The organism is Micromonospora sp. CA-248260, from assembly GCF_050942205.1.
Lineage (GTDB): Bacteria > Actinomycetota > Actinomycetes > Mycobacteriales > Micromonosporaceae > Micromonospora > Micromonospora antibiotica.
Genome location: NZ_CP192021.1, coordinates 1325590 through 1350417 on the forward strand (window position 1 = coordinate 1325590; position 24828 = coordinate 1350417).

Annotated in this window: 22 protein-coding genes; 10 read left to right on the forward strand and 12 right to left on the reverse strand. The window is 74.2% G+C overall.

The window, feature by feature from the left end:
• Positions 1 to 143 precede the first annotated feature (143 nt).
• Positions 144 to 1439, reverse strand: a complete 1296-nt coding sequence (locus ACQP2H_RS06150) for a hypothetical protein (protein WP_357534706.1) — start codon at positions 1437 to 1439, stop codon at positions 144 to 146.
• Between the two features lie 364 nt (positions 1440 to 1803).
• On the opposite strand from ACQP2H_RS06150, the gene ACQP2H_RS06155 reads away from it, so the two are divergent.
• Entirely contained in the window at positions 1804 to 4254 is a 2451-nt protein-coding gene (locus tag ACQP2H_RS06155; protein WP_357534704.1) for an ATP-binding protein, read from the forward strand.
• A 149-nt stretch (positions 4255 to 4403) separates the two neighbouring features.
• Here the strand turns inward: ACQP2H_RS06155 and ACQP2H_RS06160 are convergent, their stop codons facing one another.
• Both ACQP2H_RS06160 and ACQP2H_RS06165 read right to left on the reverse strand, forming a co-directional pair.
• Positions 4404 to 5231: a DUF72 domain-containing protein gene (locus ACQP2H_RS06160; protein ID WP_433233460.1), complete on the reverse strand. Its 828-nt coding sequence runs from the start codon at positions 5229 to 5231 to the stop codon at positions 4404 to 4406.
• A gap of 336 nt (positions 5232 to 5567) precedes the next feature.
• On the reverse strand, positions 5568 to 6467 hold the full coding sequence (locus ACQP2H_RS06165) for a hypothetical protein (protein WP_363823935.1): 900 nt from the start codon (positions 6465 to 6467) through the stop codon (positions 5568 to 5570).
• Positions 6468 to 6647: 180 nt separating this feature from the next.
• Here ACQP2H_RS06165 and ACQP2H_RS06170 point away from each other — a divergent pair, with 180 nt between their 5' ends.
• Positions 6648 to 7364, forward strand: coding sequence for a Clp protease N-terminal domain-containing protein (locus tag ACQP2H_RS06170; RefSeq protein WP_363823934.1), 717 nt, complete (start codon positions 6648 to 6650; stop codon positions 7362 to 7364).
• A 102-nt stretch (positions 7365 to 7466) separates the two neighbouring features.
• Here the strand turns inward: ACQP2H_RS06170 and ACQP2H_RS06175 are convergent, their stop codons facing one another.
• Together ACQP2H_RS06175 and ACQP2H_RS06180 are read right to left on the reverse strand one after the other, a co-directional pair.
• Entirely contained in the window at positions 7467 to 7985 is a 519-nt protein-coding gene (locus ACQP2H_RS06175; RefSeq protein WP_433231540.1) for a hypothetical protein, read from the reverse strand.
• Between the two features lie 105 nt (positions 7986 to 8090).
• Positions 8091 to 8285, reverse strand: a complete 195-nt coding sequence (locus ACQP2H_RS06180; RefSeq protein ID WP_244252307.1) for a DNA repair protein — start codon at positions 8283 to 8285, stop codon at positions 8091 to 8093.
• Positions 8286 to 8488: 203 nt separating this feature from the next.
• Between ACQP2H_RS06180 and ACQP2H_RS06185 the strand changes: the two genes are divergently transcribed.
• Together ACQP2H_RS06185 and ACQP2H_RS06190 are read left to right on the forward strand one after the other, a co-directional pair.
• Complete coding sequence (locus ACQP2H_RS06185; RefSeq protein ID WP_208567338.1) at positions 8489 to 9151, forward strand: GNAT family N-acetyltransferase; 663 nt, start codon at positions 8489 to 8491, stop codon at positions 9149 to 9151.
• A 427-nt stretch (positions 9152 to 9578) separates the two neighbouring features.
• Positions 9579 to 9941, forward strand: a complete 363-nt coding sequence (locus ACQP2H_RS06190) for an STAS domain-containing protein (RefSeq protein WP_219467964.1) — start codon at positions 9579 to 9581, stop codon at positions 9939 to 9941.
• 163 nt (positions 9942 to 10104) lie between these two features.
• Here ACQP2H_RS06190 and ACQP2H_RS06195 read toward each other — a convergent pair whose 3' ends face one another.
• Positions 10105 to 11586, reverse strand: coding sequence for a glycoside hydrolase family 3 N-terminal domain-containing protein (locus tag ACQP2H_RS06195; protein WP_433231545.1), 1482 nt, complete (start codon positions 11584 to 11586; stop codon positions 10105 to 10107).
• Between the two features lie 199 nt (positions 11587 to 11785).
• On the opposite strand from ACQP2H_RS06195, the gene ACQP2H_RS06200 reads away from it, so the two are divergent.
• Complete coding sequence (locus ACQP2H_RS06200; RefSeq protein WP_219467970.1) at positions 11786 to 12961, forward strand: ROK family transcriptional regulator; 1176 nt, start codon at positions 11786 to 11788, stop codon at positions 12959 to 12961.
• Positions 12962 to 13196: 235 nt separating this feature from the next.
• Here ACQP2H_RS06200 and ACQP2H_RS06205 read toward each other — a convergent pair whose 3' ends face one another.
• Together ACQP2H_RS06205 and ACQP2H_RS06210 are read right to left on the reverse strand one after the other, a co-directional pair.
• On the reverse strand, positions 13197 to 14210 hold the full coding sequence (locus ACQP2H_RS06205) for an ABC transporter permease (RefSeq protein WP_357534697.1): 1014 nt from the start codon (positions 14208 to 14210) through the stop codon (positions 13197 to 13199).
• Positions 14207 to 15238, reverse strand: coding sequence for an ABC transporter ATP-binding protein (locus ACQP2H_RS06210; RefSeq protein WP_219467976.1), 1032 nt, complete (start codon positions 15236 to 15238; stop codon positions 14207 to 14209). Before ACQP2H_RS06210 ends, ACQP2H_RS06205 begins: the two co-directional genes overlap by 4 nt.
• Positions 15239 to 15369: 131 nt before the next feature.
• Between ACQP2H_RS06210 and ACQP2H_RS06215 the strand changes: the two genes are divergently transcribed.
• Both ACQP2H_RS06215 and ACQP2H_RS06220 read left to right on the forward strand, forming a co-directional pair.
• Positions 15370 to 16200 (forward strand): ABC transporter ATP-binding protein, encoded by an 831-nt coding sequence (locus ACQP2H_RS06215; protein WP_308291041.1) that lies wholly within the window; start codon positions 15370 to 15372, stop codon positions 16198 to 16200.
• A gap of 191 nt (positions 16201 to 16391) precedes the next feature.
• Positions 16392 to 17285, forward strand: a complete 894-nt coding sequence (locus ACQP2H_RS06220) for a ribokinase (RefSeq protein WP_219470737.1) — start codon at positions 16392 to 16394, stop codon at positions 17283 to 17285.
• A gap of 237 nt (positions 17286 to 17522) precedes the next feature.
• On the opposite strand, the gene ACQP2H_RS06225 is transcribed toward ACQP2H_RS06220, so the two are convergent.
• On the reverse strand, positions 17523 to 18293 hold the full coding sequence (locus ACQP2H_RS06225; protein WP_433231552.1) for a hypothetical protein: 771 nt from the start codon (positions 18291 to 18293) through the stop codon (positions 17523 to 17525).
• Between the two features lie 433 nt (positions 18294 to 18726).
• Here ACQP2H_RS06225 and ACQP2H_RS06230 point away from each other — a divergent pair, with 433 nt between their 5' ends.
• The gene (locus ACQP2H_RS06230; RefSeq protein WP_433231555.1) at positions 18727 to 20442 is read left to right on the forward strand and encodes an alpha/beta hydrolase; all 1716 of its coding nucleotides are present in this window, start codon (positions 18727 to 18729) and stop codon (positions 20440 to 20442) included.
• Positions 20443 to 20465: 23 nt separating this feature from the next.
• Here the strand turns inward: ACQP2H_RS06230 and ACQP2H_RS06235 are convergent, their stop codons facing one another.
• From ACQP2H_RS06235 to ACQP2H_RS06245, 3 genes are all read right to left on the reverse strand, one after another.
• Complete coding sequence (locus ACQP2H_RS06235) at positions 20466 to 20837, reverse strand: DoxX family protein (RefSeq protein WP_208567329.1); 372 nt, start codon at positions 20835 to 20837, stop codon at positions 20466 to 20468.
• Entirely contained in the window at positions 20834 to 21316 is a 483-nt protein-coding gene (locus ACQP2H_RS06240; protein ID WP_208567328.1) for a DUF6232 family protein, read from the reverse strand. Before ACQP2H_RS06240 ends, ACQP2H_RS06235 begins: the two co-directional genes overlap by 4 nt.
• Positions 21317 to 21462: 146 nt before the next feature.
• Complete coding sequence (locus ACQP2H_RS06245) at positions 21463 to 22050, reverse strand: DUF6232 family protein (RefSeq protein ID WP_219467985.1); 588 nt, start codon at positions 22048 to 22050, stop codon at positions 21463 to 21465.
• 98 nt (positions 22051 to 22148) lie between these two features.
• Between ACQP2H_RS06245 and ACQP2H_RS06250 the strand changes: the two genes are divergently transcribed.
• Entirely contained in the window at positions 22149 to 22922 is a 774-nt protein-coding gene (locus ACQP2H_RS06250) for an enoyl-CoA hydratase-related protein (protein WP_433231559.1), read from the forward strand.
• A gap of 149 nt (positions 22923 to 23071) precedes the next feature.
• The gene (locus ACQP2H_RS06255; protein ID WP_433231561.1) at positions 23072 to 24694 is read left to right on the forward strand and encodes an acetolactate synthase; all 1623 of its coding nucleotides are present in this window, start codon (positions 23072 to 23074) and stop codon (positions 24692 to 24694) included.
• Positions 24695 to 24828: the final 134 nt, after the last annotated feature.

Below are 24828 nucleotides of genomic sequence, written 5' to 3' on the forward strand. Positions count from 1 at the left end.
CGGCGGGCCCGGTGGACGACGAACGGCCGGGCCGGCGTGCTGGACGCACGCCGACCCGGCCGCCGGGTCGATCGACGGTTGCGGAGCCTGCCCCGCCGACCGACCCTCCTCCGCCAGCCCTCGTCGACCGAGGAGCAGGTCCGTCAGCCGAGGATCACACCCGAGGCGCCGACGCCCGCCATCCCGGAGATGATGTCCTCGTAGTACATCCGCCAGGCGCACTTGCGGTTGGCGGGAACGTAGCCGGTGCACGGCGTCAGCGTGTTGAGGTCGTCGATGGCGGTGTTGGTGCCGGTGGCCCAGACCTGGAGGGTGTTCGCACCGTTGACGATCTGCACCGGGCCGCCGCTGTCGCCCTGGCCGACCGCGTTGGTACGGGTGGTGCTCTCCGCCTGCACCTGGCCGCAGACCGTGGCGAAGTCACGCACGTTGATGCACAGGTCCCGGGCCTTGACCTGGATCGAGCAGCGGGTCCCGGAGTACGCCCCGGAGGTGCAGACGAAGTTGCCGACCTGGCTGGCCAGCGCGCCGATCACCTGGTTGTTGAACTCGCTGACCACCGCGCCGTTGGCGTCGGTGCTGTTGTTGAAGACCCGGCCGCCCGCGCTGGCGGTCAACAGCAGGGTGTCGGTGCCGGTGTTGCGGATGCCGACCGCGCCGATGGTCTGACCGGTCGGGTCGGCCGCGACGACGTTGATGTTGGCGCAGTGCGCCGCGGTGAGCACCCGCGCGTTGCCGGTGCGGAACACGCCGAAGCCGGTCGAGCAGCCGCCACCGGTGGCGGTGTTGCGCCACGCGGCACCACCCCACCACGGCGCGGTGTCGTCCCACCGGGTGGCGGGCGCGGCGGAGACCCCGGTCTGCACGGTCACCGGGACGCCGGCCATGCTGGCCGCGCCGAGCAGGCCGCTCTGCGTACCGACGAGGAGGCCGGCGCCGTCGGCGCGCGGCCCGACCGTGGTGATCTTGTTGCCGGCCGAGCGGCGCAGCTTGGCCGCCGCGACGTCCAGCTCCCGTCGGGTGTACGCGGCGGGCAGCACCTCGGTCGGCACGGTGGCCCGGCTGGTCGCCACCAGGCTGGCCGGTGCCTCGCCCTTCCAGAAGACCTGCAGCTTGCGGGCGGTGGGGTCGGCGACCACACCGGCGAAACCGGACTTGGCGTCACGCTGTGCGATCTTCGTGATCCGGGCGGCAGCGGTGTTCATCCGCTGCTGCAACGTGAGCAGCTCCTTCCAGGAGGCGAAGCCCCCGGGCACCGGCGTGCTGTCGACGAACGATCCGGTGGTGGCCGCCTTGCCGCCCGGCGCGGCGGGAGCGGGTGCGGCGGTGGCCGGCGCGGTGGCCACCCCCGCGACGAGCATCGTGACGCCGAATGCGGCGACGGCGACGCGACGCAGCATCCCTGCCGACCGCAGCACGGTCGGGTGTGGACGAGTCATGAAGTGTTCCTTCCCCAGAGTGGTGCGGGCGCCAGCCCGCCCTGGGGACATTGGCAGGTGTCGAGGGTGTCCGGCGGTCCATCCTGGACACCGTCGGACACCCCCGGACAGCGTCGGACGGGAAGCCGCCCGGACCGGTCGCACGCCGATGGTCGGCGGGGCACATCCCATCAGGCGAAACCAGCGCGACATGGAACTGTCATACATCGGCGGTGACCTACCGGCATCGGGTGACCGGTTCTACCCTGCCGGTGTCGGCATTCCGGGGCGACGGGATGACGGGGGTGGAGGGCGCATGTCCGACCAACGGGTACCTTCGGGCGCGCGACAGGGGGGCACCGGGACGAACCGTCCCGCAGCGGCGGTGACCCACCTGGACGCGGGGGCGCAGACCGTGCAGGAGCTGGCCGGGCTGCTGCGCCAGCTGCGCCGCCGGGAGGCCCGGCAGCAGGGTGAGACCCCACTGACCTACCGCCAACTGGCGGCGAAGACCGGCTGGTCGAGGGGAGTGATCGGGGAGTACTTCGCCGGCAACATCCTGCCCCCACCGGAGCGCTTCGACACGCTGATCCGGTTGCTCGGGGCCAGCCCCGCCGAGCAGGGGGCGCTGGCCACCGCACGGGACCGAGTCGAGGAACGCCGGCGGAACACCAACCCGGAACACCCACCCGCCGGCCGGGCCGGCCGCGCGACCGTCCGGGCCAGAGCCGGCGGCACCCGGGTCGGCACACCGGCGGCGCGGCTTCCGGTGCCCCGGCAACTGCCCCCGGCGCTGCCCGGTTTCGTCGGGCGGGCCGCGCAGCTCGCCCAGCTCGACGCCGGTTGCGCCGGCCACGGCACGCCCGGCTGCGCCGAGTCGACCACCACGATGACCCTGTCGGGCACGGCCGGGGTCGGCAAGACGACGTTGGCGCTGCACTGGGCCCACCGGGTCGCCGACCGCTTCCCGGACGGCCAGCTCTACGTCGACCTGCGTGGCTTCGACGCCACCGGGGCGGTGGTGACGGCCGCCGAGGCGGTCCGGGGATTCCTGGAAGCCCTCGAGGTGCCGCCCGAGCGCATCCCCACCCACCTGCCCGCGCAGGTGGGCCTCTACCGCAGTCTGCTCGCCGGCCGGCGGATGCTGGTGCTGCTGGACAACGCCCGCGACGTCGAGCAGGTCCGGCCGCTGCTGGCCGGCGGCCCGAGCTGCCTGTTCCTGGTCACCAGTCGCAACCGGCTGGCCGGGCTGATCGCCACCGAGGGGGCCCGGCAGATCGCCGTCGACCTGCTCAGCACCGCCGAGGCCTGGCAACTGCTGGCCCGCCGGCTCGGCGCGGCCCGGTTGACGGGCGAACCGCAGGCGGTGGAGGAAATGATCGAGCGGTGCGTACGGCTGCCGTTGGCGCTGGCCGTGCTCGCCGCGCGCGGGGCGGCGCACCCCACGTTCCCCCTGTCCACCATCGTCGCCGAGCTGCGGGAGGCGCCCCGCCTGCTGGACTCCTTCGACGGCGGGGACACCGGCACCGACGTGCAGTCGGTCTTCTCCTGGTCCTACCGGAACCTGACCCCACCGGCGGCGCGACTGTTCCGGCTGCTCGGCTCGCACCCGGGGCCGGACGTCGGGATCGCCGCGGCGGCCAGCCTGGCCGGACTGCCCCGCAGCCAGGTGTCCCGGCTGCTGGCCGAACTGGCCCACGCCCACCTGGTCACCGAACACGCGCCCGGCCGGTTCACCGCGCACGACCTGCTGCGGGCGTACGCGGGCGAGTTGGCCGAGAGCCTCGACCCCGCCGAGGAGCGGCAGGCCGCGGTCCGGCGAGGACTGGACCACTACCTACACACCGCGCACACGGCGGCGCTGCTGCTGCAACCCGGTCGGGACCCGGTGGTGCTGGCGACCGCCCTGCCCGGGGTGACGCCCGAGGAGTTGACCGACCACGCTGCGGCCCTGGCCTGGTTCACCACCGAGTACCCGGTGCTGTTGGCGGCGGTCTCGCACGCGAGGCGTACCGGGTTCGACGGCCATGCCTGGCAACTGGCCTGGACCCTGGTGGATTTCCTCCAGCGCCGGGGGAACTGGCTGGACCTGGCCGCCGCCCAGCAGGCCGCCCTGGCCGGGGCGCAACGGGTGGGGGACCGGGCGGGGCAGGCGAACGCCCACCGTGACCTGGCCCGGGTGCTCTGCCGGTTGGGTCGGCTGGACGAGGCGGTCGCGCACTACCGGGAGGCGCTGATCCTGTTCGCCGCGTTGGGCGACCACACCGGGCAGGCGCGCACCCACCGGGCGTTCGGCGCGATGTTCGACGGGCTCGGCCGGTACGCCGAGGCGTTGGAGCACGGGCAGCGGGCGCTGGCGCTCTACCGGGCCGCCGGGCACCTGGCCGGGGAGGCCAGCGCCCGCAACGGGGTCGGCTGGGCGCACGCCCAACTCGGCCAGTACGGGCCGGCGCTGGAGCACTGTTCCCAGGCGTTGGCCCTGCTGCGCCCGACCGGCGACCGGCACGGCGAGGCGAACACCTGGGACAGCCTGGGCTTCATCCACGACCGGCTGGGCCAGCACCGGCGGGCGATCCGTTGCTACGGCCTGGCGCTGGCGCTCTACCGGCGCATCGGTGACCGGTACGACGAGGCCGACACCCTGACCCGGCTCGGTGCGACCCGGCAGGCGGCGGGGGACGTACCCGGTGCCCTGCGGACCTGGCGGCGGGCGCTGGACATCTTCGACGACCTCGGCCACCCGGACGCCGCCCGGGTCCGTGACCTGCTGACCCGGGTCACCGTCGGGACAGGTGCGGGCGGGACTCCTGGCCCGGGCGTGGAGGGGAGTGGTTGATCGGTGCTGTGCCCGACAGGCCGGCCGGGGTCAGGCTCACGAAACTCCTGATCCCCACCCCGATGGGGCGGCCTGCCCGGTGCGACGCCCGGCGCGACGCCCGACGGGGTGCGGGCGGCCTGATGCCCCGACGGCAGGTCGTACGGGTGTCAGAACAGGGTGAGCGGTCCGGTCGGGATCGGCTCGGGCAGCGCCGCCAGCGCGGGCACCCGGGCCCGTACCTCGTCGTGGAACCGGCGGGCGAGCAGGGGTGCGTCGGCATTGTCCGGGGTGTGCACGAACATGGTCGGTGACCGGCCCTCCCGCAACCAGCCGGCGGCGATCTCGACCCAGCGCTGCCAGCCCTGCACCGTCTCCGACTCGGCGTCGCGGCCGAGGTACCTGACGATCGGCCGGTCGGTCAGCGCCGCCGTCCGCAACGGCAGGCGGGGTTTCTTCGTCCACGCCTCCCGCTCCGCGTCACTGGTCGGCGGAGTACGGAAGAACGCGGTGGTGTCGAAGGGGACCCACTCGGCCGAGGCGTCGGCGAGCACCCCTTCCAGCAGTCGCGTCGCGCCGGGCTCCCGGAAGAAGGCGGGGTGCCGGACCTCCACGGCGTACCGGTGTTCGGTAGGCAGCCGACGGAGGAAGTCGGCGAGCACGGGGACGTCCGTCGGTGCGAACGACCCCGGCAGCTGGATCCACAGGGCGTGCGCCCGGCTGCCGAGCGGCGCGATCGCGTCGAAGTAGGCCCGCAGCGGCGCGTCGGCGTCGACGAGCCGGCGTTCGTGGGTGACGGCCTTCGGCAGTTTGAGGACGAACCGGAAGTCGGGCCCGGTCTGCCGGGCCCAGGACTCCACGGTCTCCCGGGTCGGGGTGGCGTAGAACGTGGTGTTCCCCTCGACCGCGTCGCACCAGCCGGCGTAGTGCCGCAGCCGTTCCTGGGCCGCAAGCGGGTGGGCGATCAGCCGCCCCTGCCACGACCGGTGGGTCCACATCGCGCAGCCGACGTGCAACCGCATGATCCCGATCCCCTCCCGCAGCGCCGTCCGATCCGGTCCGTGGGCGCACGGTATCGGAGCGCTGGCGACCCGCGTCGGGCGGACCGGTACCGGAACGGGTGCTGCCGGAAGGTGGACTGCGGGAGTGGTCGGGCACGGGCGTCTCCACCCTGCCGCCTGCTGGAAGTCGGGATGCCCTGCCGGCCGACGGGTGCCCTGCTGGAAGTCGGGTGCCCTGCTGGAAGTCGGGTGCCCTGCTGGAAGAGACGGGTGCCCTGCTGGAATACGGGTGCGGCGGCCCACCCGGGTCGGGTGGGCCGCCGCACCGGTGGATCAGGCGATCGAGGCGAGGAGGAAAGTTGCGGAGCAGCTGACCGCGCCGTTGTTGGTGTAGTAGGCGAGGTACTGCCGCTGGACGGTGCCGTCGGAGTTCACCACCTGCTGGTAGTAGCTGCTGGTGACGCCGAACTGGCAGGTGCTGGTGGACACGGCGGGGTTGAGTCCGGGCAGGTAGACCAGCGTCGTCGGGTTGGCGTTGTACCACACCGATCCGCTGCTGGCCGACGGAGCGAGCGTGCCGGTGGACCAGGTGGTCGAGGTCGACGTGTTGCCCAGCAGCGCGGTGCCGGCGCAGGTGATGGAGCCGACGTTCTTGACGGTGAAGTAGAACTTGCGCTCACCGTTGGTCTGCCGGGCGTACCAGGAGCTGGTCACCTCCAACTGGCAGGGGGTCGCGCTGGTGGCGCCGCTGGGCGCCACCCCGGGCAGGAACGCCATGTTGGCCGGGTTGTTGTTCCAGACCGAGGTGACCGAGCCGCCGGGGGAGATGCCGCCGAGAGCCCAGCTGGCCCCGGAGTTCAGCGAGCTGAGCATGACCTGGGTGCCGCAGGCGATCGCGCCGGTGTTGCGGATGGTCCAGTTGAACCGGCGCTCACCACTGTAGAGCTGGGTGTACCAGCTCCGGGTCACCTGGAACTGGCACGGCTGGGTGGTGCTGGCCCCGGTGGGGGAGAGCCCGACCTGGTAGACGGCGCCGGCCGGGTTGTTGTTCCACTGCCAGTTCTGGGTGGCGCCCGCGGCGAGGGTGCCCGAGTACCAGGAGGCGACGAGGGTGGTCTTGGCGGCGCGGTCGGGGGCGGACCGGGCGGCGTCGGGGGCGGCCGACGCGGCGGTCGCGCCGAGGGCGGTGGTGAGGAGCAGCGCTGTGGTGGTGAGGGCGGCGAGGCGTTTCATCGTTCCGAGCATGAGGGGACGGAACCTCCTCCGGTCTACAGAGACCGATATCGATTAGTGGCCCCACTGATGTTGCGGTACGAGACCACCGGATCACCGTGAGTGTCGGGATTTACTCACCGCGAAGTTCATCGTCAACCCATGGTTGACGATGAGGGGGCGTCAACCTATGGTTGACGCATGACGGAACCCACTCAACTCCCGCGCCCTGTCCGCCTCGACGAGCTGATCCAGGCCATCAAGAAGGCCCGTCCCGCAGCCCTCGACCAGCTCAGCGACGCGGTGCTCGTCGCCGACCACCTCGGCGACCTCGCCGACCACCTGATCGGCCACTTCGTCGACCAGGCCCGCCGCTCCGGTGCCTCCTGGACCGAGATCGGCAACAGCATGGGGGTGAGCAAGCAGGCTGCCCAGAAGCGTTCCGCCACGAAGGCCGACGCGGCGGCGGCCCTGGACCCCAACGCGGGTTTCAGCCGGTTCACCCCACGCGCCCGCAACGTGGTGATCGCCTCGCAGGAGGAGGCCCGGGGCGCCGGCAACGCCGAGATCCGACCGGAACACCTGGTGCTCGGCCTGCTCGCCGAACCGGACGGCCTCGCCGCCAAAGCCATGGTCGCCGAGGGGTTGAGCCCGGCGGCCGTCCGGGAGGCGGTCGCGGCGACACTGTCCGCCCCGACCGACCAGGTCCCCGACCTGATCCCGTACGACGGGCAGGGCAAGAAAGCCCTCGAACTCACCTTCCGGGAGGCGTTGCGGCTCGGGCACAACTACATCGGCACCGAGCACGTCCTGCTGGCCCTGTTGGAGCTGGAGGACGGTGCGGGCGTGCTGTCCGGCCTGGGCCTGACCAAGAACGGGGTCGAGGCACGGGTGGCCGCCGCGCTCTCCGGGCGGTAGCGCACCCCCGTCGGCGGCCGGGACGACGCACACCGGCCCGGCGGGACCGGGCGGTCCCACCGACGGCCGGGCGCGGGACCGGGATGCCCGGCCACCGGTGAGTCAGTCGGTGGCCGGGAAGCCGTAACGCAGGGCGTGCTCCGGGTCGGCCGGGTCGATCTGCCGGACCCCGGCGTCGGCGAGGCGCTTGTTGACCTCGTCGAGCTGCTCGCGCACCAGCCGGGCCTCCTCCTCGGTGACCCGGCCCCGGTGCGGCCTCCCGGCGTGGTCGAGGGTGCCGTAGTCGATCTTCTCGGTGCTCTTGCGGGCCTTCGGCGGACGGACCCGCTCCGCCGTCCGCAACAGCTGCGCCATCGGCGTGTCCGTCGCCATCGCGTCGAACTCGCTCGCGGTCAGCACCACCCGGCGCGGCTCCCCGCCCGCGTGCAGGTCGTGGATCTCGACCACCGCCACGTCGAGCGTGGCGTCGTCGATGCCCTCCACCTCGGTCACGGTGGCGTCCAACTGCACGGGCCCGGCCACCAGGTCGGGGTGCTCCAGCACGACGACCCGGACCACCTCGTCGTCGGGACGCAGCACGGTGCCGCTGAAGTCGGAGACGTGGATCGTCTTCTTGCCCATGCGCTGAGCTTCTCCTGTCGCTGGCCGGAATCGACCACAAGACGCTACCCGACAGGTGTGCGAACGCCCCGGCCGGACACCCCGGTAGGGGCGCCGGTCCGCATCTCAGTGGGCGGTGAGACCGCGTCGGGCGGAGGAGCCGGCGGGGAGGGTGTCGAGTTCGCTCCAGGAGAGTCGTCCCTCGACGCCGCGACCGCACCGGATCTCCCGGTACCGCGGTTGGGCGGGGAAGAGGCCGGTGGCCTCCGCCGTACCCCAGAAACACACGCCGTGCTGCTGGTATCGGTCATTCGGCTGCATGGGCATGACCATTACCGTCCCAAAGAAAGGTGTACATGTATGGAAATAGATATGACGCATCGTCGATGGACCGGGTTCCGGTGAGGCAGGTCACGGTCCATTCCTCTGCTACCCGCGCACCGCCATCGGTAACCGGACCGCCGCCGGTGGCGGTGCGGCGTACCGTGGATCATGGGATGGCCACCGGGTGAGAGGGGCGGGCGGTGCTGGAGCGGCGGTTGTACCTGCACCTGGCGACCTGGCTCGGGCAGTGGCCGGCCGGCCCCGGTCTGCACGTGGTCGGCTCCTGGCGGCGCACCCGCCCGGCCTGGGACGGCCGTCTCCGCCCGGCGATCGCCGTCCGGGTCGCCGGCAGCACGGTGCTCTCCGTGCCGCCGCGACGGGTCGAAGCCGTCCGGGCGCTCGCCGCGAGGTCACGCTCCGCGCTGCACGAGGCCCTGCCGGCCATGGTCGGGCAGCCCGGCTGGGTGGTCCACGACGACGTGTTCCGGTGGTGTCTCACCCCGCCGGCACTGCCCGACGTCGGCGGGTGGACCGCTCCCACCGATCCGGCCCTGCCGCCCTGGCTGCACCTGTTCGACTCCGACGTGCTCGTGGTCCGCGACGACGACGGCGGCTACCTGGCCGGTGTCGGGATCAAACGCCACGACGCGTACGGGCATGAACTGGCGGTCGGCACGGTCCCGGCGGCGCGCGGCCGGGGGCTGGCCCGCAGACTCGTCGCGCAGGCCGCCCGGCGGGTGCTCGACGAGGGTGCGGTGCCGACCTACCGCCACGACCCCGCGAACCTCGGTTCCGCCCGGGTCGCCGAGGCGGCCGGTTTTCCCGACCGGGGCTGGTCGTCGTGCGGCGTCTACCCGCCCTGACCGGCGTCCGGGGGCGGTACGGGTGGCGTCCAGCCCGAGATGGGCACCCGGTCGTTCGCCGGCCACGTCGGTCGGATGGCGCGCGGACCGTGGATCCCGGGCCGGATCCACGGTCCGCAAACCGCCCCAGGCCCCGCCGTGACCGGCACCGCCGGCCGACCTACGGCGCTGGTTACGCTATGTGCTTGTCGGCGTGCCGGGCAAGGGGCGCCCGGCGCGTTGACATTGTCCGGTAGTGGACTTGAGCTGCCCAGACAGGTGGCCGGCACCCCGGCGCGCTCCGGTGACGCACCGTGCTGTGCAGGCGGCCGGAGATGCTCCGGCGGCTGCCCGCCCAAACGATGTCAGGGGCCACCGGTATGGTCGGCCGTCGCGGCGAGGGTCGGCGCGCGGTCAGCGGTGGCCGGCGAAGCGGAAATGGGCGGGTATGCAGCTGCCGACGCCGGGCGAGGAGTCCGGCCGGGTGGTGCTGGCACCGGTGGGTGACCTGGACATCGCCACCGTTCCCGGGCTGGAACACGCTCTCGACGAGGCGCTCGGCCGGGCCGGCCTGTTGGAGATCGTCGTCGACCTCGCCGGCGTCACCTTCCTCGACTCCACGGCGGTGGCCGCACTGCTGCGCGGGGCGGCCGAGGCGGTCGGCCGGGGAGCCACCCTGCGGCTGGTCGACCCGCAACCGGTGGTGTCCCGGGTGCTACGGATCACCGCGGTCGGGCGGCTGCTCGGCCTCCCCGACGACCACGGCGACCGGCCCCCGGGCATCGCCGACCCGGCCCCCTGGCGTCGCTGACCGACCTCCCCGGGCGCCCACGGCAACTGTCCCTGCCGGGCCCCCGGGTGTCGTCGGCCGGCTGCCGGCGGGTGAGCGCCGGTCCGTGAAGTGCCGCGGCGCGGACTGCGGGCGCGTGACCCGGCGTCGTCGGTCGGGCCGGGCCCGGCAGGCAGGTCCTGACTCAGTCGGTCAGGCCGAGCACCTCCGCCGCCGCGCGACCGTTGGCATGACTCGCGCCGTAGGTGGTGACGAAGGCCCGCACCCCGCTCGGTCGCCACCGCCCCGGCCAGCCCATCTCGAGCACCGTCAGCGCGTGTGTCGCGGCCAGCGACCCGACGAGGGCCGGCCCGCCGGGCAGCCGGTGCAGGTGCCGGCCGACCAGTACGATCGGCCGCCCGGCGGCGAGACGCCGCAACGCTGCGGGGTCCGCCTTGGCGGCAACCACCCGGACCTGCTCGACCCGGGACAGGTGAGGGCCCAGTCCCCAGGGCACCCGCCCCTCGGCGATGGTGGCGGCGGCGTACACCTGCACCACGAGCGGCCGTTCCCCCCGGGGCAGCTCGCCCTCCACCCGGACGGCCCGGCGGGCAGCCCGGTAACCGATGCCGGGCGGGCCGGACCCCGGCGTGCGGTCAGCGCCGGCCGGGAGGGGGCGGGGTGGGCAGGCGGCCCGGGTCCAGGCGGCGAGCGCGGCGACCCGGCCGGCGGCCTGTTCCACCCGGGCCCGGTCCAGCCGGCCGTCGCCGATCGCTCCGACGATCTCGGCCACGACCCGCTCGACCAGCGCGGCGTCCACCCGCGCGCCCACGCAGAGCAGGTCCGCTCCGGCGGCCAGCGCCCGTACGGCGGCGGGGCCGACCCCACCGGCGGCGACGGCCGCGCCCTTCATCTCCAACGCGTCGGTGATGACCGTGCCGGTGAAGCCGAGTTCGCCGCGCAGCAGGTCGACCAGGACAGCCCGGCTGAAGGTGGCCGGCCCGTCCCCGGTCAGCGCCGGCACCCGGATGTGCGCCGTCATGACCGCCTGTACGCCCGCGTCGACCGCCGCGGCGAAGGGCGGCAGGTCCCGGGCCCGCAGCAGCGCCGTGTCGGAGTCCACAGTGGGCAACTCGTGGTGCGAATCGGCGACGGTCGCGCCGTGGCCGGGGAAGTGCTTGGCGCAGGCCGCCACCCCGACCGACTGGAGACCCGCCACGGCGGCTGCCGTGTGGGCGGCGACCCGCCCCGGGTCGGCCCCGAACGAACGGGTGCCGATCACCGGGTTCTCGTCGGCGGTGTTCACGTCCACCGTGGGGGCCAGGTCGACGGTGACGCCGACGGCGGCGAGTTCGCCGCCGATGGCCGCATAGATCCGCCGGGTGAGTGCGGTGTCGTCGACCACGCCGAGCGCCGCGTTGCCCGGGTACGGGCTGCCGGTGGCGTGGGCGAGCCGCGTCACGTCGCCACCCTCCTCGTCGATGGCGACCAGCACGTCGGGCCGGGCGGTACGCAGCGCGGCGGTGCTCGCCGCCAGCTGGGCCGGGTCGTGCACGTTGGTGCCGAAGAGGGTGTGTCCGGCCAGTCCCTCGGCGACCAGGTCGACCGCCCAGTCCGGTGGCACCGGCCCCGGGTAGGCGGCCAGCAGTGTGCCCAGCGCCAGCCGGCGCAGCCCCGGATCCCCCACCTGAGTCTCCTTTCCGCCGGTGTGTCCCGTACGGCTGCCCGGATGTCCCGGGTCGCGGCCCTGTGCCGCCGGATGGCACGAGTGTCGGCGCGGCCGGCCGGGTCGTCCGAGTTTCCCGGCGTGGGTCGGCCGATACGCTACGGACATCCCTGACCAGCGCGATTCGTTAGCAGAGTTTACGAAAAACAGAGGACGTGGCATGAGTGCGACCCGGCTGCCCGGCACCCCCCGACTGTTGCGGGCGCTCAACGACCGTGCGGCGCTGGAACTCCTGCTCGAACGCGGCCCGCTCACCCGGGCCCGCCTCGGTGAGCTGACCGGCCTGTCCAAGGTCACCGCCTCGCAGCTGGTCGAGCGGTTGGAGGAGCGGGGGCTGGTCGCCCGGGTCGGCGAGCAGGCCGGTGGGCGGGGGCCGAACGCGCAGCTCTACGCCGTCCGACCGGGCAGCGCGTACGTGGTCGGGGTGGACGTGGGGGCGGAACGGGTGGTGGCCGCCTGCGCGGACATCACCGGTGCGGTGGTCAGTCAGGTCGAACAGTCCACCCGGGACACCGACGACCCGGTCGGCGTGGTGCACACCGCGGTGGTGCAGGCGGCCAGTCGGGCCGGCGCGCACCTGGACAGCGTGCGGCGGGTGGTGCTCGGCACCCCGGGCCTGGTCGACCCGACCAGCGGCGACATCACCTTCGCCTTCAACCTGCCCCGCTGGCACCGGGGGCTGCTCGCCGCGCTGCGGGAGGACCTGCACACCCCGGTCGTCTTCGAGAACGACGTCAACCTGGCCGCCGTGGCGGAGGCGCAGTCCGGGGCGGCGCAGGGGATGACGGATTTCGTGCTGGTCTGGGTGGGTGCCGGCGTCGGCCTGGCGATCATGCTGGGTGGCCGGCTGCACCACGGCAGCAGCGGTGCGGCCGGCGAGATCGGTTACCTGCCGGTGCCGGGGGTGCCGATCCCCCGGGACGTCTCGCGCCGGGCCAAGCCGGCGTTCCAGCAGCTCGCCGGGGCGGACGCGGTCCGGGCGGTGGCCCGTGAGCACGGCGTCGACGCGCCCGACGCGGCCGACGCGGTGCGCGCCGCCATCGCCGCCGGCACCGCCGGTGGCCCGCTCCTCGACGAACTCGCCCGCCGGCTCGCTCTCGGCGTGGCCAGCACCTGCGTGGTGCTGGACCCGCCGCTGGTGGTGTTGGCCGGTGAGGTCGGGCAGGCCGGTGGCGCGGCGCTGGCCGAGCGGGTGCAGCACGAGGTGGCCGCGATCACCCTGGTCCGGCCCCGGGTGGTGCCGACCGGGCTGACCGAGGAGCCGATCCTGCGGGGGGCGCTGCGCACCGCGCTGGACGCCGTCCGGGACGAGGTGTTCGGGTCGACCGTCGGTTAGTCGTTCACCCCGCCCATCCGCCATGAAGGAATACTTCACCATTTTCACCGATCCTGGCAATATCCTGCCAGGATCGGGGGCGGTCAGTTCGGTCGGCAGGATGGGGCTGAACGGGATCAGGGCAAGCGCGGCAGCAGTCGTCTCAGGAGTTCCCCCGATGCCGGTGTGACGGGGGTGGGAGCGCCGCCGACGGCGAGGCGTGGTCCCGGCACCCCGGGGTCTGTGGTCAGTACAGCTAGAGCAGGTCGCGGCGGCGGAAGGCGGCGAACGCGGACCCGGTGACCGCCCCGGTCAGCGCCAACAGCACCAGCAGCGCCGGCCCCCAGGTGATCACGTAGGTGCCGCCGTCGCAGACGCCGCTGCCCGGCGGACAACCCCGGTCGTCCCAGAACTCCAACCGACCGGACAACCACGCGCCCAGGTAGTTGGAGAGCATCAGCAGGTCCGCCCGGGCCACGTCGAGGATCTGCAGCACCAGCCGGGCGCCCAGCTCCCAGACCACGGCGTACGCGGCGACCGCGCCGAGCGCCGCCGAGGTGTGCCGGCCCAACGTGGCGATCCCGAAGCCGAGCACCGTCGTCAGCAGCACCAGCACCAGACCCCGCCCGTAGATGGCGCCGAGCTGCCCCCAGAACTCCCCGCCCAGCGGGCCCGACACACCGGCCGTCTGCCCGATCGTCCAGAAGGTGCCCAGGTAGAGCGCCGACGCCAGCACCGACAGCGCGGCCACCACCCCGACCAGGGTGCCCAGCTTCGTACCGAGCACGGTGAGCCGACCCGGCCGCCACAGCAGCAGGTTGACCACCCCGCCGGAGTTCAGGTCGGCCCCGATGTACGACGCGCCCACCAGGAAGCCGAACAGCACCAGGAACGCGATCAGGAAGTAGAGCAGCCCCCGCGCCTCCTGGGAGAAGACGAAGACCGAGGTGAGGTAGTCGGTGGCCAGCGGCAGCCGCTCCATCCGCGCCGGGTCCAGCTCCCCGCAGTCGGCCGGCACGTACCCGGCGTCCTCCATGATCGGGATCTCGCCCGCCCTGATCCGCAGGCAACGGGTGTGGTCCGCCTCCATCGCGGCCACCGCCTGCGCGGCCTGCGTCTGCGCGGCGTACATCTCCTGCGTCGTCGGCCGGTGCGAGCCGAGCAGGGTGGTCGCGGTGGTCACCGTGAAGGCCACCGCGAGCAGCAGGACCATCAGTTGGACGAAGCGTCGGGCGGCCAACCGCTCCACCTCGGCACGGACCAGGTTCACGCGTCCACCCTCCGACCTTCGGTCCGGTCAAGTTCGATCAGCGGCTCAGCGGCGGCACCGGTGTCGTCGGGCGGGGCGTCGTCCGGATCGGCACCGTCCGACTGCCGGGGTGGGGCCGCCCCGGCGGTGAGTTCGAGGAAGACGCTCTCCAGGTCCGGCCGGATCGGGGTCAGTTCGCGGACCCACAGGCCCTGGCCGCCGAGGGTGCTGCTGATCAGTTCCGACTCCGGTGCGCCCGCGACCACCAGCACGTCGTCGGGGTGGACGGTGACCGTCAGGCCGACTGTCCGCAGCAGCTCCGCGCCCCGCTCCGACTCGGCCACCCGGACCCGCCACTCGTGCGGGTCGTGCCCGGCCAGCACGTCGTCCACCCGGCCGGCGGCCACCCGACGACCCCGCGCGATGATCGTGACGTGGTCGCAGATCAGCTGGATCTCGGCCAGCAGGTGGCTCGACACCAGCACGGTCACCCCGGCCTCGGCGAGGGTGCGCATCAGCTCGCGCATCTCCCGCATACCGGCCGGGTCCAGCCCGTTCGCCGGCTCGTCCAGGATCAGCAGCTCCGGGTTCTTCAGCAACGCCGACGCGACGGCGAGACGCTGCTTCATGCCCAGCGAATAGCCCTTCACCCGGTCCTCGCCCCGGTCCCGCAGACCCACCTGGTCGAGCACCTCGTCCACCCGCGACGTCGGCACACCCCCGGCGACCGCCAGCAACCGCAACGTACGGTGCCCGGTGAAGTTGCCGAAGAACTGCGGGCTCTCCACGATCGCGCCGACCCGGCCGGCGACCCGACCCAGCTGCTCCGGGGCCGACGCGCCCAGAACCCGCAGCTCACCGGCGTCGGCGTTGACCAGCCCCAGCAGGGCACGCAGCGTGGTGGTCTTGCCGGAGCCGTTGGGGCCGAGGAAGCCGTGCACCTGGCCCGCCTCGACGACCATGTCGAAACCGTCCACCGCCACCCGGCTGCCCCGGCGCAGGGTACGGAACGTCTTGCGCAGACCGGCTATCTCGATGACCGCGCTCATCCGCACCGCTCCTCGTCGCTCACGGGCATGGGCCGTCCTCCGGGTGTGGTGACCAACGACACGGTGCCCCACCCTATGGCCGGGCCACCGCCCGTGGGGGGCGGCCTCGGGCTGCGTGGTTGGATGGAGCGGTGACTGCTGACCCGTTCCCCGCCGCAGCCGCCCCCTCACCCGTGGACGCGGATGTGGTGGTCAGCCTGGACGGCGTCGCCGTCCGGCGATCCGGCACCGCCCTGCTGCACGACGTCGACTGGCAGGTCGAGCTGGACGAACGCTGGGTGGTGCTCGGCCCCAACGGCGCCGGCAAGACCACCCTGCTCAACCTCGCCTGCGGTCGGCTGCACCCGAGCGCGGGTGTGGCGCACGTGCTCGGCGAGCGGATCGGTCGGACCGACCTCACCGAGCTGCGGACCCGGATCGGGTTGACCACCGCCGCGGTGGCCGAGCGGATTCCCACCGAGGAACGGGTCAGCGACGTCGTGGTCACCGCCGCCTGGTCGGTGGTCGGCCGCTGGCGGGAGAACTACGACCCGGCCGACGAGGCCCGCGCCCGTGCCCTGCTCGGGCAGCTCGGCGTCGGGCACCTGGCGGACCGGACGTACGGCACCCTCTCCGAGGGTGAGCGCAAGCGGGTGCAGATCGCCCGCGCCCTGATGACCGATCCGGAGCTGCTGCTGCTCGACGAGCCGACCGCCGGGCTCGACCTGGGTGGGCGCGAGGACCTGGTCGGCCGGCTCGCCGAGCTGGCGTACGACCCGGACGCCCCGGCGATGGTGCTGGTCACCCACCACGTCGAGGAGATCCCGCCCGGCTTCACCCACGCGTTGCTGCTGCGTGACGGCGCGGTGGTCGCCCAGGGACTGCTCGCCGACACGCTGACCGGCGACAACCTCAGCAAGACCTTCGGTCTGCCCCTGCTGGTCGAACGCCACGGCCCCCGCTGGACCGCCCGCGCCGCCTAACCCCCCACCCCCCACCCCCCACCCCAACGTCGATCATGGAGTTGTGGTGGGAGAAACGCCCTCCCATGTCCCTTTTGCGGCCACCGTAAGTCCATGATCGACGGGATGGGTGGGCGGGGGTGGGGATTTAGACTCGTCGTGGTCGTGTCCGGCGGGGCGGTGGGGAGGGTGTGGTGTCGGTGGGAGGTGGGGTGCGGCAGAGCCGGATCGTCGTGGTGGGCAGCGCGAACATGGACGTGGTCGGGGCCGGTCCGAGGCTGCCCCGGCCCGGCGAGACCGTGCTCGGCGACGACTTCGTGATGGTGCCCGGTGGTAAGGGCGCCAACCAGGCCGTCGGCGCCGTCCGGGCCGGGGCCGCCTGCACCTTCCTCGGCGCGCTCGGCTCCGACTCGTTCGGGGTCACCCTGCGGGCCCGGATCACCGCCGCGCAGGTGGACACCAGCCATCTGCGGGTGGTGTACGGGGCGTCCGGGGTGGCGCTGGTCATGGTCAACGCCGCCGGGGAGAACGCCATCCTGGTCACCCCCGGCGCGAACGCCGCCTTCACCGCGCTCACCGACGCCGAGCTGGACGTCGTACGCGGGGCGGACGTGCTGGTCGCCCAGTTGGAGATCCCGGTCGAGACGGTGACCGAGGCGGCGGTGGCCGCCCGTGCCGCCGGTACCCGGGTGATCCTCAACGCCGCGCCGGCCCGGCAGGTGCCCGCCGAGCTGCTCGCCGCGGTGGACCTGCTGGTGGTCAACGAGACCGAGGCGCAGCTGCTCACCGGCCGGGGGCGCGAGGAGCCGGCGGCGCTGCTGGCCCTGGTGCCGAGGGCGGTGCTCACCCTCGGCGGCGAGGGCGCCTGGTACGTCGAGCGGGACGGCCGGGCCGTGCACGTGCCACCCGTCGCCGTGGACGTGGTCGACACGACCGCTGCCGGAGACGCGTTCACCGCCGCCCTGGCCGTGGCCTGGGGTGAGGGTCGCGAGGTGGTCGACGCGGTGCGCTGGGCGGCGGCGGCCGGTGCGGCCTGCGTCCGCCGGCTCGGCGCGTCCGTGGCCCTGCCCCGCCGTGCCGAGATCGACGCCCTGTACGCCCCGTGACGAGCGGGGCGGGATCGGCCGGCACGGGAACGTCGGCGTACCGACCGCCGGCCCGCGAGCCCGGTCCACCACCCGCCCCGACGGTCGCGTCCCGGCCCGCCCTGTCGCGGACGCCGCGATCGCCCCGACGGTCGCCTCCCGTCGCGTCCCGGCCCGCCCTGTCGCCGACGTGGCGATCGCCCCGGCCGCCGGACCGACCGCGCGGCCCGGCCCGGCGTCATCCTGCTGACCGGTGGCTCAGCCGGCCGGGTCGTCGCTGAGCCGTTCGCCCCGGCGGCGCAACATGCCGAGGCCGGGGATGCCGGCGACGGCGAGCTTGAGGTCGCGGGTCACGTCGAGCAGGTCGTGCAGGTCCGGGCCGACCCGGTCCAGGGTGGCCAGGATCGGCAGCACGTCCGAGGTCAGGTGCTCCTTGAGCTTGGGCAGCTCGTCGACCAGCCGGATCGCCGCGACCACCTCCTCGTGGCTCAGCTCGGCGACGAACCGGTTCGCCATCGGCGCACCCCGACGCAAGGCCGGCTCGTATGCGGTCAGCAGCTCCGACGCGACGGCGGCGGCGCCCTCCGCGGTGGCCACCGTGCCGGCGGCCCGACCCGCCACCGCCCCGGCCTCGGCGACCACGGTGCCGGCGGCCCGGGACACCTGTCCGGCCTCGGCCACCAGGCCGGCTGCCGCCCCGGAGACCCGTTCGGCCTCGGCGACCACCACGGCCGCCGCCCCGGCGACCTCGGTGGCCTGCACGATGGCCGTGGTGGCCGCCGTGCTGATCACCGCCACCTCACGCACCGCCGTCTCGGCGTCGGTGAGCACCCGGTCGGTCCGGTCCAGGGTCTCCTCGATCCGGTCCACCACCCCGTTGATCCGGGTCAGGAGCGCCTCCACCCCGTCGAGCACGGCGAAGGCACGGGCCGGCACGGCGGCGAACGAGGCGGCCGACCCGACCGCCTGGTCGAGGGCGGCACGGGTGAGGCCGACGACGGCGGTCGGTCGGGGCAGGGAGAGGGCCATGTCACCCAGTGTGCGTCGGCTCGGCCAGTGCTGCCCGTCGGCACGGTCGGGCCCGGGCCGGCCCGGGGACGGGAGCAGATCCGGACCAGGGGCGGGAGCAGGTCCGGACCAGGGGTGGGGCCACGTCCGGACCGGGGGTGGGATCCCAGCCAGGGCCAGGTCCGGACCAGGGGTGGGGCCAGGTCCGGACCGGGGGTGGGATCCCAGCCAGGGCCAGGTCCGGACCAGGGGTGGGGCCAGGTCCGGACCGGGGGTGGGACCCCAGCCAGGGCCAGGTCCGGACCAGCGGCGGGGCCAGATCCGGACCAGGGGCCGAGACGGCGGGACCACGGTGGGACGGGAACGGGGGCGGGGCCAGGGGTGCGGTCAGGGCCGGGGCGCGGGTGTGGGCCGGCCGGAAAGCGGCCGTCGCGCCGGGCGGTAGGGTGCCGGCATGTCGGTCCGCCCCCGCGGCGTGACGCCGGCCGGTCGTGGTCTGGCGGGCCTCGCGATCCTCGCCGTGCTCGCCGTGTTCGCCGGCGGCTACGGGCTGTCCCGGGCGGACGCCGGGCTGACCACCCGGCAGGTGACCGTCGACGGGGTGCCGTTGACCGAGGTACGGGCCGAAACACCGGGCGGGACGGAGGCCGGGCCGGCGCAGGGACGTCGGCCGGGGGTGGTGATCGCCCACGGTTTCGCCGGTTCGGCCCGGCTGATGCGTCCGTTCGCCGACACGCTCGCCCGGCAGGGTGTGGTCGCGTTGCTGGTCGACTTCGCCGGGCACGGCGGTAATCCGGCACCGCTGGGCGGGGCGGGGCGCGACGACGTCGACTCCCGTGCCGTCCTCGAACACGACCTGGCCGTCGCCGTCGCCCACCTGCGCGGCCGGCCCGACGTCGACCCGGCGCGGATAGTGCTGCTCGGCGACTCGATGGGCGCGGGCGCGGTGACCCGGTACGCCGCCGGTCACCCCGACATCGCCCGGACCGTGGCGATCTCACTGCCCGACGGCAGCGAGCTGCCCGACGGCCGGCCGGAGGGGCTGCTGCTGATCGTCGGCGGTCTCGAATTCCCCGACTTCCGCGCCACCGCCGAGGCGACCGCCCGCCGGGGTGCCGGCCGACGACTGGTGGTGGTGCCGGGGACGGAACACGTCTCGGTGCTCTTCGCCGGCCGTACCCACGCGGAGGTCGCCGCCTGGGTCGGCGGTGGCGGCACCACGGCACCGCGGCCGGTCGCCCGGCTGGTCCCGGCTGGGCTGCTGTTGCTCGGGTTCGTGCTGGGCTTCGCCCCGTTGGCGGCGCTGCTGCTGGGCCCGCGGCGGGTGCCGCCGGCCGCCCGCCGTCGGCTCGGCCGACCGGTCACGGTCGCCCCGGTCGTGGTGGCGGTGGCGGCGTGCGCCATCGGCGTGGGCGTGCTGTCGGGTGCGGTGACGCCCACCGACCGGCTCCCCCTTGCGATGGGTGGTTACCTCACCGGTTTCCTGCTGGTCACCGGCGTCCTGCTGGCCGCCGCACGCTGGTGGCCGCTGCACACGTGGCCCCCCGCCCCGGATGCGGCCACCGCTCCGGCTGCAACCCCGGCCACCGCTCCGGCTGCAACCCCGACCACCGTCCCGGCTCGGGCTGCAACCCCGACCACCGTCCCGGCTCGGGCTGCAACCCAGGTCGGCGCGGCCACGTCGGTCCCCGCCGCCCCGGCTCCTGCCGGCGGGCCCGTCCCGGCCGCCGTGCCACCCGGGGGCCGCACGCCGGTGCGGTCCGTGGTCGCCGTTCTGCTGCTGACCGGGTACGCCGCGATCGCCGTCGCCGTGCCGATCCACCTGGGCCTCACCTGGGCCGTGCCGGTGGGCCCCCGGTGGTGGCTGCTGCCCGTGGTGGCGGTCGCCTGTCTGGTCTTCCTGGCCGGTGCCGAGCTGGTGACGGACGGCCGGAGCTGGCGGTACGCGGCGGTCGGCGCGCTGGTCGTGCCGGCGCTGACCGGGGCGGCCGTGGTGGGGCTGGCCCCCGGGTTCGTACTGCTGGTGGTGCCGCTGCTCGCGGTGCTCCTCGGCTGGCAGGCCGCCTGGGCGGCGGTGCTGCGGCGGGCCGGTGCGCCCCGGTGGTCACCGGCGGTGGTGGGCGCGGTCCTGTTGGCCTGGCCGGTCGCCACCGCGTTGCCCCTGAGTTGACCCGCAGCCGGCGCAGCGGGGGGTCACGGCCGGGCGCGGGCCACCCGCAGCGCCCACCAGATCAGCGGCGCCTGTAGGGGCACCCGCCCGTAGGCGACCGCCCGGCGCAGCGGGGGTTGCCGTCGCCAGTCCACCGCCATCTGCACGTTGGCCGGGAACACCGCGGTGAACAGCGCCGCTGCGGCCAGACCGCCCCGGCGTCGGGTGGCCGGGTGCGCCAGCGCCGCCGCCACCAGCAGCTCGACCACCCCACTGGCGTACGTCCAGCGGCGGGCGGGTCCGGGCAGTGCCCGGGGCACGATCCGGTCGTACGGGCGGGGCTTCGCGAAGTGGGTGACGCCGGCCAGGGCGAGCAGACCGGCCAGGGCGACGGCCTCGCCGCGACGGGTGCTCATCGGTGTTCCCCCTGCTGTTCGACCGCGCGTTGGACGGCGCGGTAGATCTGTCCGAACCGTAGCGCGTCGGGGGTGCGCAGCAGCATCACTTCCTGACCGAGGTGCTGCACCCACAGCTCGTTGACCCGGTTGCCGCGTTCGTAGGAGCGGTCCAGCCAGCCCAGCGGCAGCTCCAGGAAGGGCAGCAGGGCGAGCACCCCGACGGCGCAGGCGGCCAGCACGAGCAGGGCCGGCTTCCATTCGCCGCGGTCCTGTGCCGACCAGAGCAGTGAGACCACGCAGACCAGGGCGACCAAGGGGGGCAGCGAGAGCAGCAGCACCAGTACGCCGCGTCCGAGGATGCGGGACCGGACGGCCATCGTGGTGGCCCCCCGGGCGTGCCAGACGTACGCCACGTCGGCGATCCGGACGATCTGCCCGCCGGCCGTGATCGACTCGGAGGTCACCTGCACCGTGTCGTCCCGGTAATAGAGGGTCATCACTAACCCTAACCGTTCGCAGCCGGCCGGTGCCGGGCCGTGTTCGGTCGATCGGGCCTTCCTGAGGGCCGGCTGCCGGTCGGCCGGTGCTTCGCCGGCCCGGTGACCTGGTGGTCCGTACCCGGGACGACGGGTGGTGCGGACGGCTACGAACTGCGGCGGGGCCCGGGGCCCTCGCCGGTCGAGCCGGTCGCGTGCTGCCGCCCGGGGCCGGCCGTCGACCCGCCGTGGCGCTCCGTGCGCACCGGCGGCCCGGGGTCGTGGCCGGCCCGGGGTGGTGGCGCGGTGTTCTCCATCGCCCGCTGCACCGCCCGGTAGATCCGGCCGAAGCGCAGCGCGTCGCCGGTGCGCAGCAGCAGCACCGGCCGCCCATGCCAGCGGACCCACAGCTCACGCTGCCGGCTGCCCTGGTCGTAGGAGCGGTCCAGGCGGTCGAAGAGGAAGTCGGCGACCGGCCCGACGGCCAGCCCGACCAGCACCGACGCGCCGACGATGGCGAGCGTGACGGTGGGGGAGCGGTGTAGCCAGACCGCCACCGCGATGCCGATCACCGCAGCCACCAGCGGGCCGGCCAGGGCGGCGCCGATCGCCCCCCGTCCGGCGAGCACCCGCCAGGAGCGGTCGCCCCGGCGGTGCCAGACCAGGCCGATCTCGGCCAGCGGAAAGGCGCGACCGTCGACCCGGATGGCGGTGGAGGTGACCTGCACCGACCGGTCGTCGTAATACGTGATCATGGCGGGACTCCCGGGCGCGGGTGGCGAACACCAGACTACGTACCCCAACGATCCGGGTCGTAAGGTTGGCACGACTTCGACGAGGAAGTAGGGGTGGAGTGAGCGAGTTCGTGCGGTTGGAGACCAGGGACGGCATCGGCACCATCCGGCTGGAGCGGCCGCCGATGAACGCGCTCAACAAGCAGGTCCAGGAGGAGTTGCGGGCCGCCGCGACGGCCGCCTCCGCCGACCCGGGCGTCCGCGCCGTCATCGTGTACGGCGGGGAGAAGGTCTTCGCCGCCGGCGCCGACATCAAGGAGATGGCCGACATGTCCTACGTGGACATGGCGGAGCGGGCCGCCGACCTGTCCAGCGCCGTCGGCGCGCTCGCCCGGATCCCCAAGCCGGTGGTCGCCGCGATCACCGGGTACGCCCTCGGTGGCGGCTGTGAGCTGGCGCTGGCCTGTGACTGGCGGGTGGTGGCCGAGGACGCCAAGCTCGGCCAGCCGGAGATCAAACTCGGCGTCATCCCCGGTGCGGGCGGCACCCAGCGGCTGGCCCGGCTGGTCGGCCCGGCCCGCGCCAAGGATCTGATCATGTCGGGCCGGATGGTGGACGCGGCGGAGGCGCTGCGGATCGGGCTGGCGGACCGGGTCGCCCCGGCCGCCGAGGTCTACGACACCGCCGTCGCGCTGGTGCGGCCGTACCTGACCGGGCCGGTGCAGGCGTTGCGGGCGGCGAAGCTGGCGGTCGACGCCGGCCTGGACATGGACCTGACCTCCGGGCTGGCGTGGGAGAGCCAGCTCTTCGCCGGGCTCTTCGCCACCGACGACCGGCGCGAGGGGATGGCCGCGTTCGTCGAGAAGCGCAAGCCGGACTTCACCGGCCGCTGACCCGTCCCGCCCCGGGCCGCGCTCCTGCTGGTCCGGGGCGGACTCCCGGCGCGATGGTGGCGGTGCCGCCGACGCCGTGCCGGGAGGTGTTCACATCCCGCCTACCGGCCAGTAGCGTGTGACTCCGGTCAGCGGACGAGGGAGCGGCGATGACGGAACGGGTCGAGGGCCACGGCGGAGCGCTGGCGTTGGCGGCACTGCGGGCGCACGGCGTACGGGAGATGTTCACCCTCTCCGGCGGGCACGTCTTCCCGCTCTACGACGCCGCGCACACCACCGGCTTCCCGATCTACGACGTCCGGCACGAGCAGTCCGCCGTCTTCGCCGCCGAGGCGGTGGCCAAGCTTCAGCGCCGCCCCGGCCTCGCCGTACTCACCGCCGGCCCCGGCGTCACCAACGGCATCTCCGGCCTGACCAGCGCCTTCTTCAACGCCTCACCGGTGCTGGTGCTGGGCGGCCGGGCCCCGCAGTTCCGCTGGGGTTCCGGCAGCCTCCAGGAGATGGACCACCTGCCGCTGGTCGCCCCCGTCACCAAGCACGCCGAGACGGTGTTCACCGCCGACGACATCCCCCGCGCGGTCTCCGCCGCGTTGACCACCGCGCTCACCCCGCACCGGGGCCCGGTCTTCCTCGACTTCCCGCTGGAGGCGATCTTCTCCGTCGGCGACACCGAACTGGCCGCCCCGACCGCCGTCGCCCCGGTCGAACCCGACCCGGACGAGGTGACGAAGGCGGCCCGGTTGATCGCCGCCGGCGACCGTCCGGTGATCATCGCCGGTTCCGACGTGTACGCCGGGGACGCCGTCGCCGCGCTCCGCGAGGCCGCCGAGGCGTTGCAGGTGCCGGTCTTCACCAACGGCATGGGCCGCGGCGCGCTCCCGCCGCAGCACCCGCTCGCCTTCGCCAAGGCCCGCCGGGTCGCCCTCGGCGACGCGGACGTGGTGGTCGTCGTCGGCACCCCGCTGGACTTCCGGCTCAGTTTCGGCGACTTCGGCGACGCGGCGGTGGTGCACGTCGTCGACGCCCCCACCCAGCGGGCCGGGCACGTCCAGCCCGCCGCCAGCCCCGCCGGTGACCTGCGGCTGATCCTGTCCGCCTTCGCCGACCACACCGGCGACCGGGCCGACCACGCCGACTGGATCGCCCGGCTGCGCACCGCCGAGGACGCGGCACGGGCCCGTGACGCCGCCGAGATGGCCGCCGACACCGACCCGATCCGCCCGGCCCGGGTCTACGGCGAGCTGCGCCGGGCCCTCGCCCCGGACGCGATCACCATCGGCGACGGCGGCGACTTCGTCTCGTACGCCGGGCGCTACCTGGAGCCGTCGCAGCCCGGCACCTGGCTCGACCCCGGCCCGTACGGCTGCCTGGGCACCGGGATGGGCTACGCGATGGGGGCCCGGGTCAGCCACCCCGACCGGCAGGTCTGCGTGCTGATGGGCGACGGCGCGGCCGGTTTCTCGCTGATGGACGTCGAGTCGCTGGTCCGGCAGCGGCTGCCGGTGGTGATCGTGGTCGGCAACAACGGCATCTGGGGGCTGGAGAAGCACCCGATGCGGGCCATGTACGGCTACGACGTCGCCGCCGACCTGCAGCCCGAGCTGCGCTACGACAAGGTGGTCGAGGCGCTCGGCGGGGCCGGGGAGACGGTGGCGAAGGCCGCCGACCTCGGCCCGGCGCTGGGGCGGGCGTTCGACGCCGGGGTGCCGTACCTGGTCAACGTGCTCACCGACCCGGCCGACGCGTACCCGCGCTCGTCCAACCTGGCCTGACCACCCGGCGCGCGACCGTCGTCGGACCCGGCGGCGGTCGCGTTCTGCCGAGCGGATAAATCGGCGGAATGTCAGCGGCGACACACGTAACGTCAGACCCCTCGCTCATCGTTGGACGATCCAGCGATAACGAC

What these genes read in the sequence shown, in the direction of transcription:
- ACQP2H_RS06150 (WP_357534706.1), bottom strand. Translation starts at nt 1,439, where the DNA reads ATGACTCGTCCACACCCGACCGTGCTGCGGTCGGCAGGGATGCTGCGT.
- ACQP2H_RS06160 (WP_433233460.1), bottom strand. Translation starts at nt 5,231, where the DNA reads ATGTGGACCCACCGGTCGTGGCAGGGGCGGCTGATCGCCCACCCGCTT.
- ACQP2H_RS06165 (WP_363823935.1), bottom strand. Translation starts at nt 6,467, where the DNA reads ATGAAACGCCTCGCCGCCCTCACCACCACAGCGCTGCTCCTCACCACC.
- ACQP2H_RS06170 (WP_363823934.1), top strand. Translation starts at nt 6,648, where the DNA reads ATGACGGAACCCACTCAACTCCCGCGCCCTGTCCGCCTCGACGAGCTG.
- ACQP2H_RS06175 (WP_433231540.1), bottom strand. Translation starts at nt 7,985, where the DNA reads ATGGGCAAGAAGACGATCCACGTCTCCGACTTCAGCGGCACCGTGCTG.
- ACQP2H_RS06180 (WP_244252307.1), bottom strand. Translation starts at nt 8,285, where the DNA reads ATGCAGCCGAATGACCGATACCAGCAGCACGGCGTGTGTTTCTGGGGT.
- ACQP2H_RS06190 (WP_219467964.1), top strand. Translation starts at nt 9,579, where the DNA reads ATGCAGCTGCCGACGCCGGGCGAGGAGTCCGGCCGGGTGGTGCTGGCA.
- ACQP2H_RS06200 (WP_219467970.1), top strand. Translation starts at nt 11,786, where the DNA reads ATGAGTGCGACCCGGCTGCCCGGCACCCCCCGACTGTTGCGGGCGCTC.
- ACQP2H_RS06210 (WP_219467976.1), bottom strand. Translation starts at nt 15,238, where the DNA reads ATGAGCGCGGTCATCGAGATAGCCGGTCTGCGCAAGACGTTCCGTACC.
- ACQP2H_RS06225 (WP_433231552.1), bottom strand. Translation starts at nt 18,293, where the DNA reads ATGGCCCTCTCCCTGCCCCGACCGACCGCCGTCGTCGGCCTCACCCGT.
- ACQP2H_RS06230 (WP_433231555.1), top strand. Translation starts at nt 18,727, where the DNA reads ATGTCGGTCCGCCCCCGCGGCGTGACGCCGGCCGGTCGTGGTCTGGCG.
- ACQP2H_RS06235 (WP_208567329.1), bottom strand. Translation starts at nt 20,837, where the DNA reads ATGAGCACCCGTCGCGGCGAGGCCGTCGCCCTGGCCGGTCTGCTCGCC.
- ACQP2H_RS06240 (WP_208567328.1), bottom strand. Translation starts at nt 21,316, where the DNA reads ATGACCCTCTATTACCGGGACGACACGGTGCAGGTGACCTCCGAGTCG.
- ACQP2H_RS06245 (WP_219467985.1), bottom strand. Translation starts at nt 22,050, where the DNA reads ATGATCACGTATTACGACGACCGGTCGGTGCAGGTCACCTCCACCGCC.
- ACQP2H_RS06255 (WP_433231561.1), top strand. Translation starts at nt 23,072, where the DNA reads ATGACGGAACGGGTCGAGGGCCACGGCGGAGCGCTGGCGTTGGCGGCA.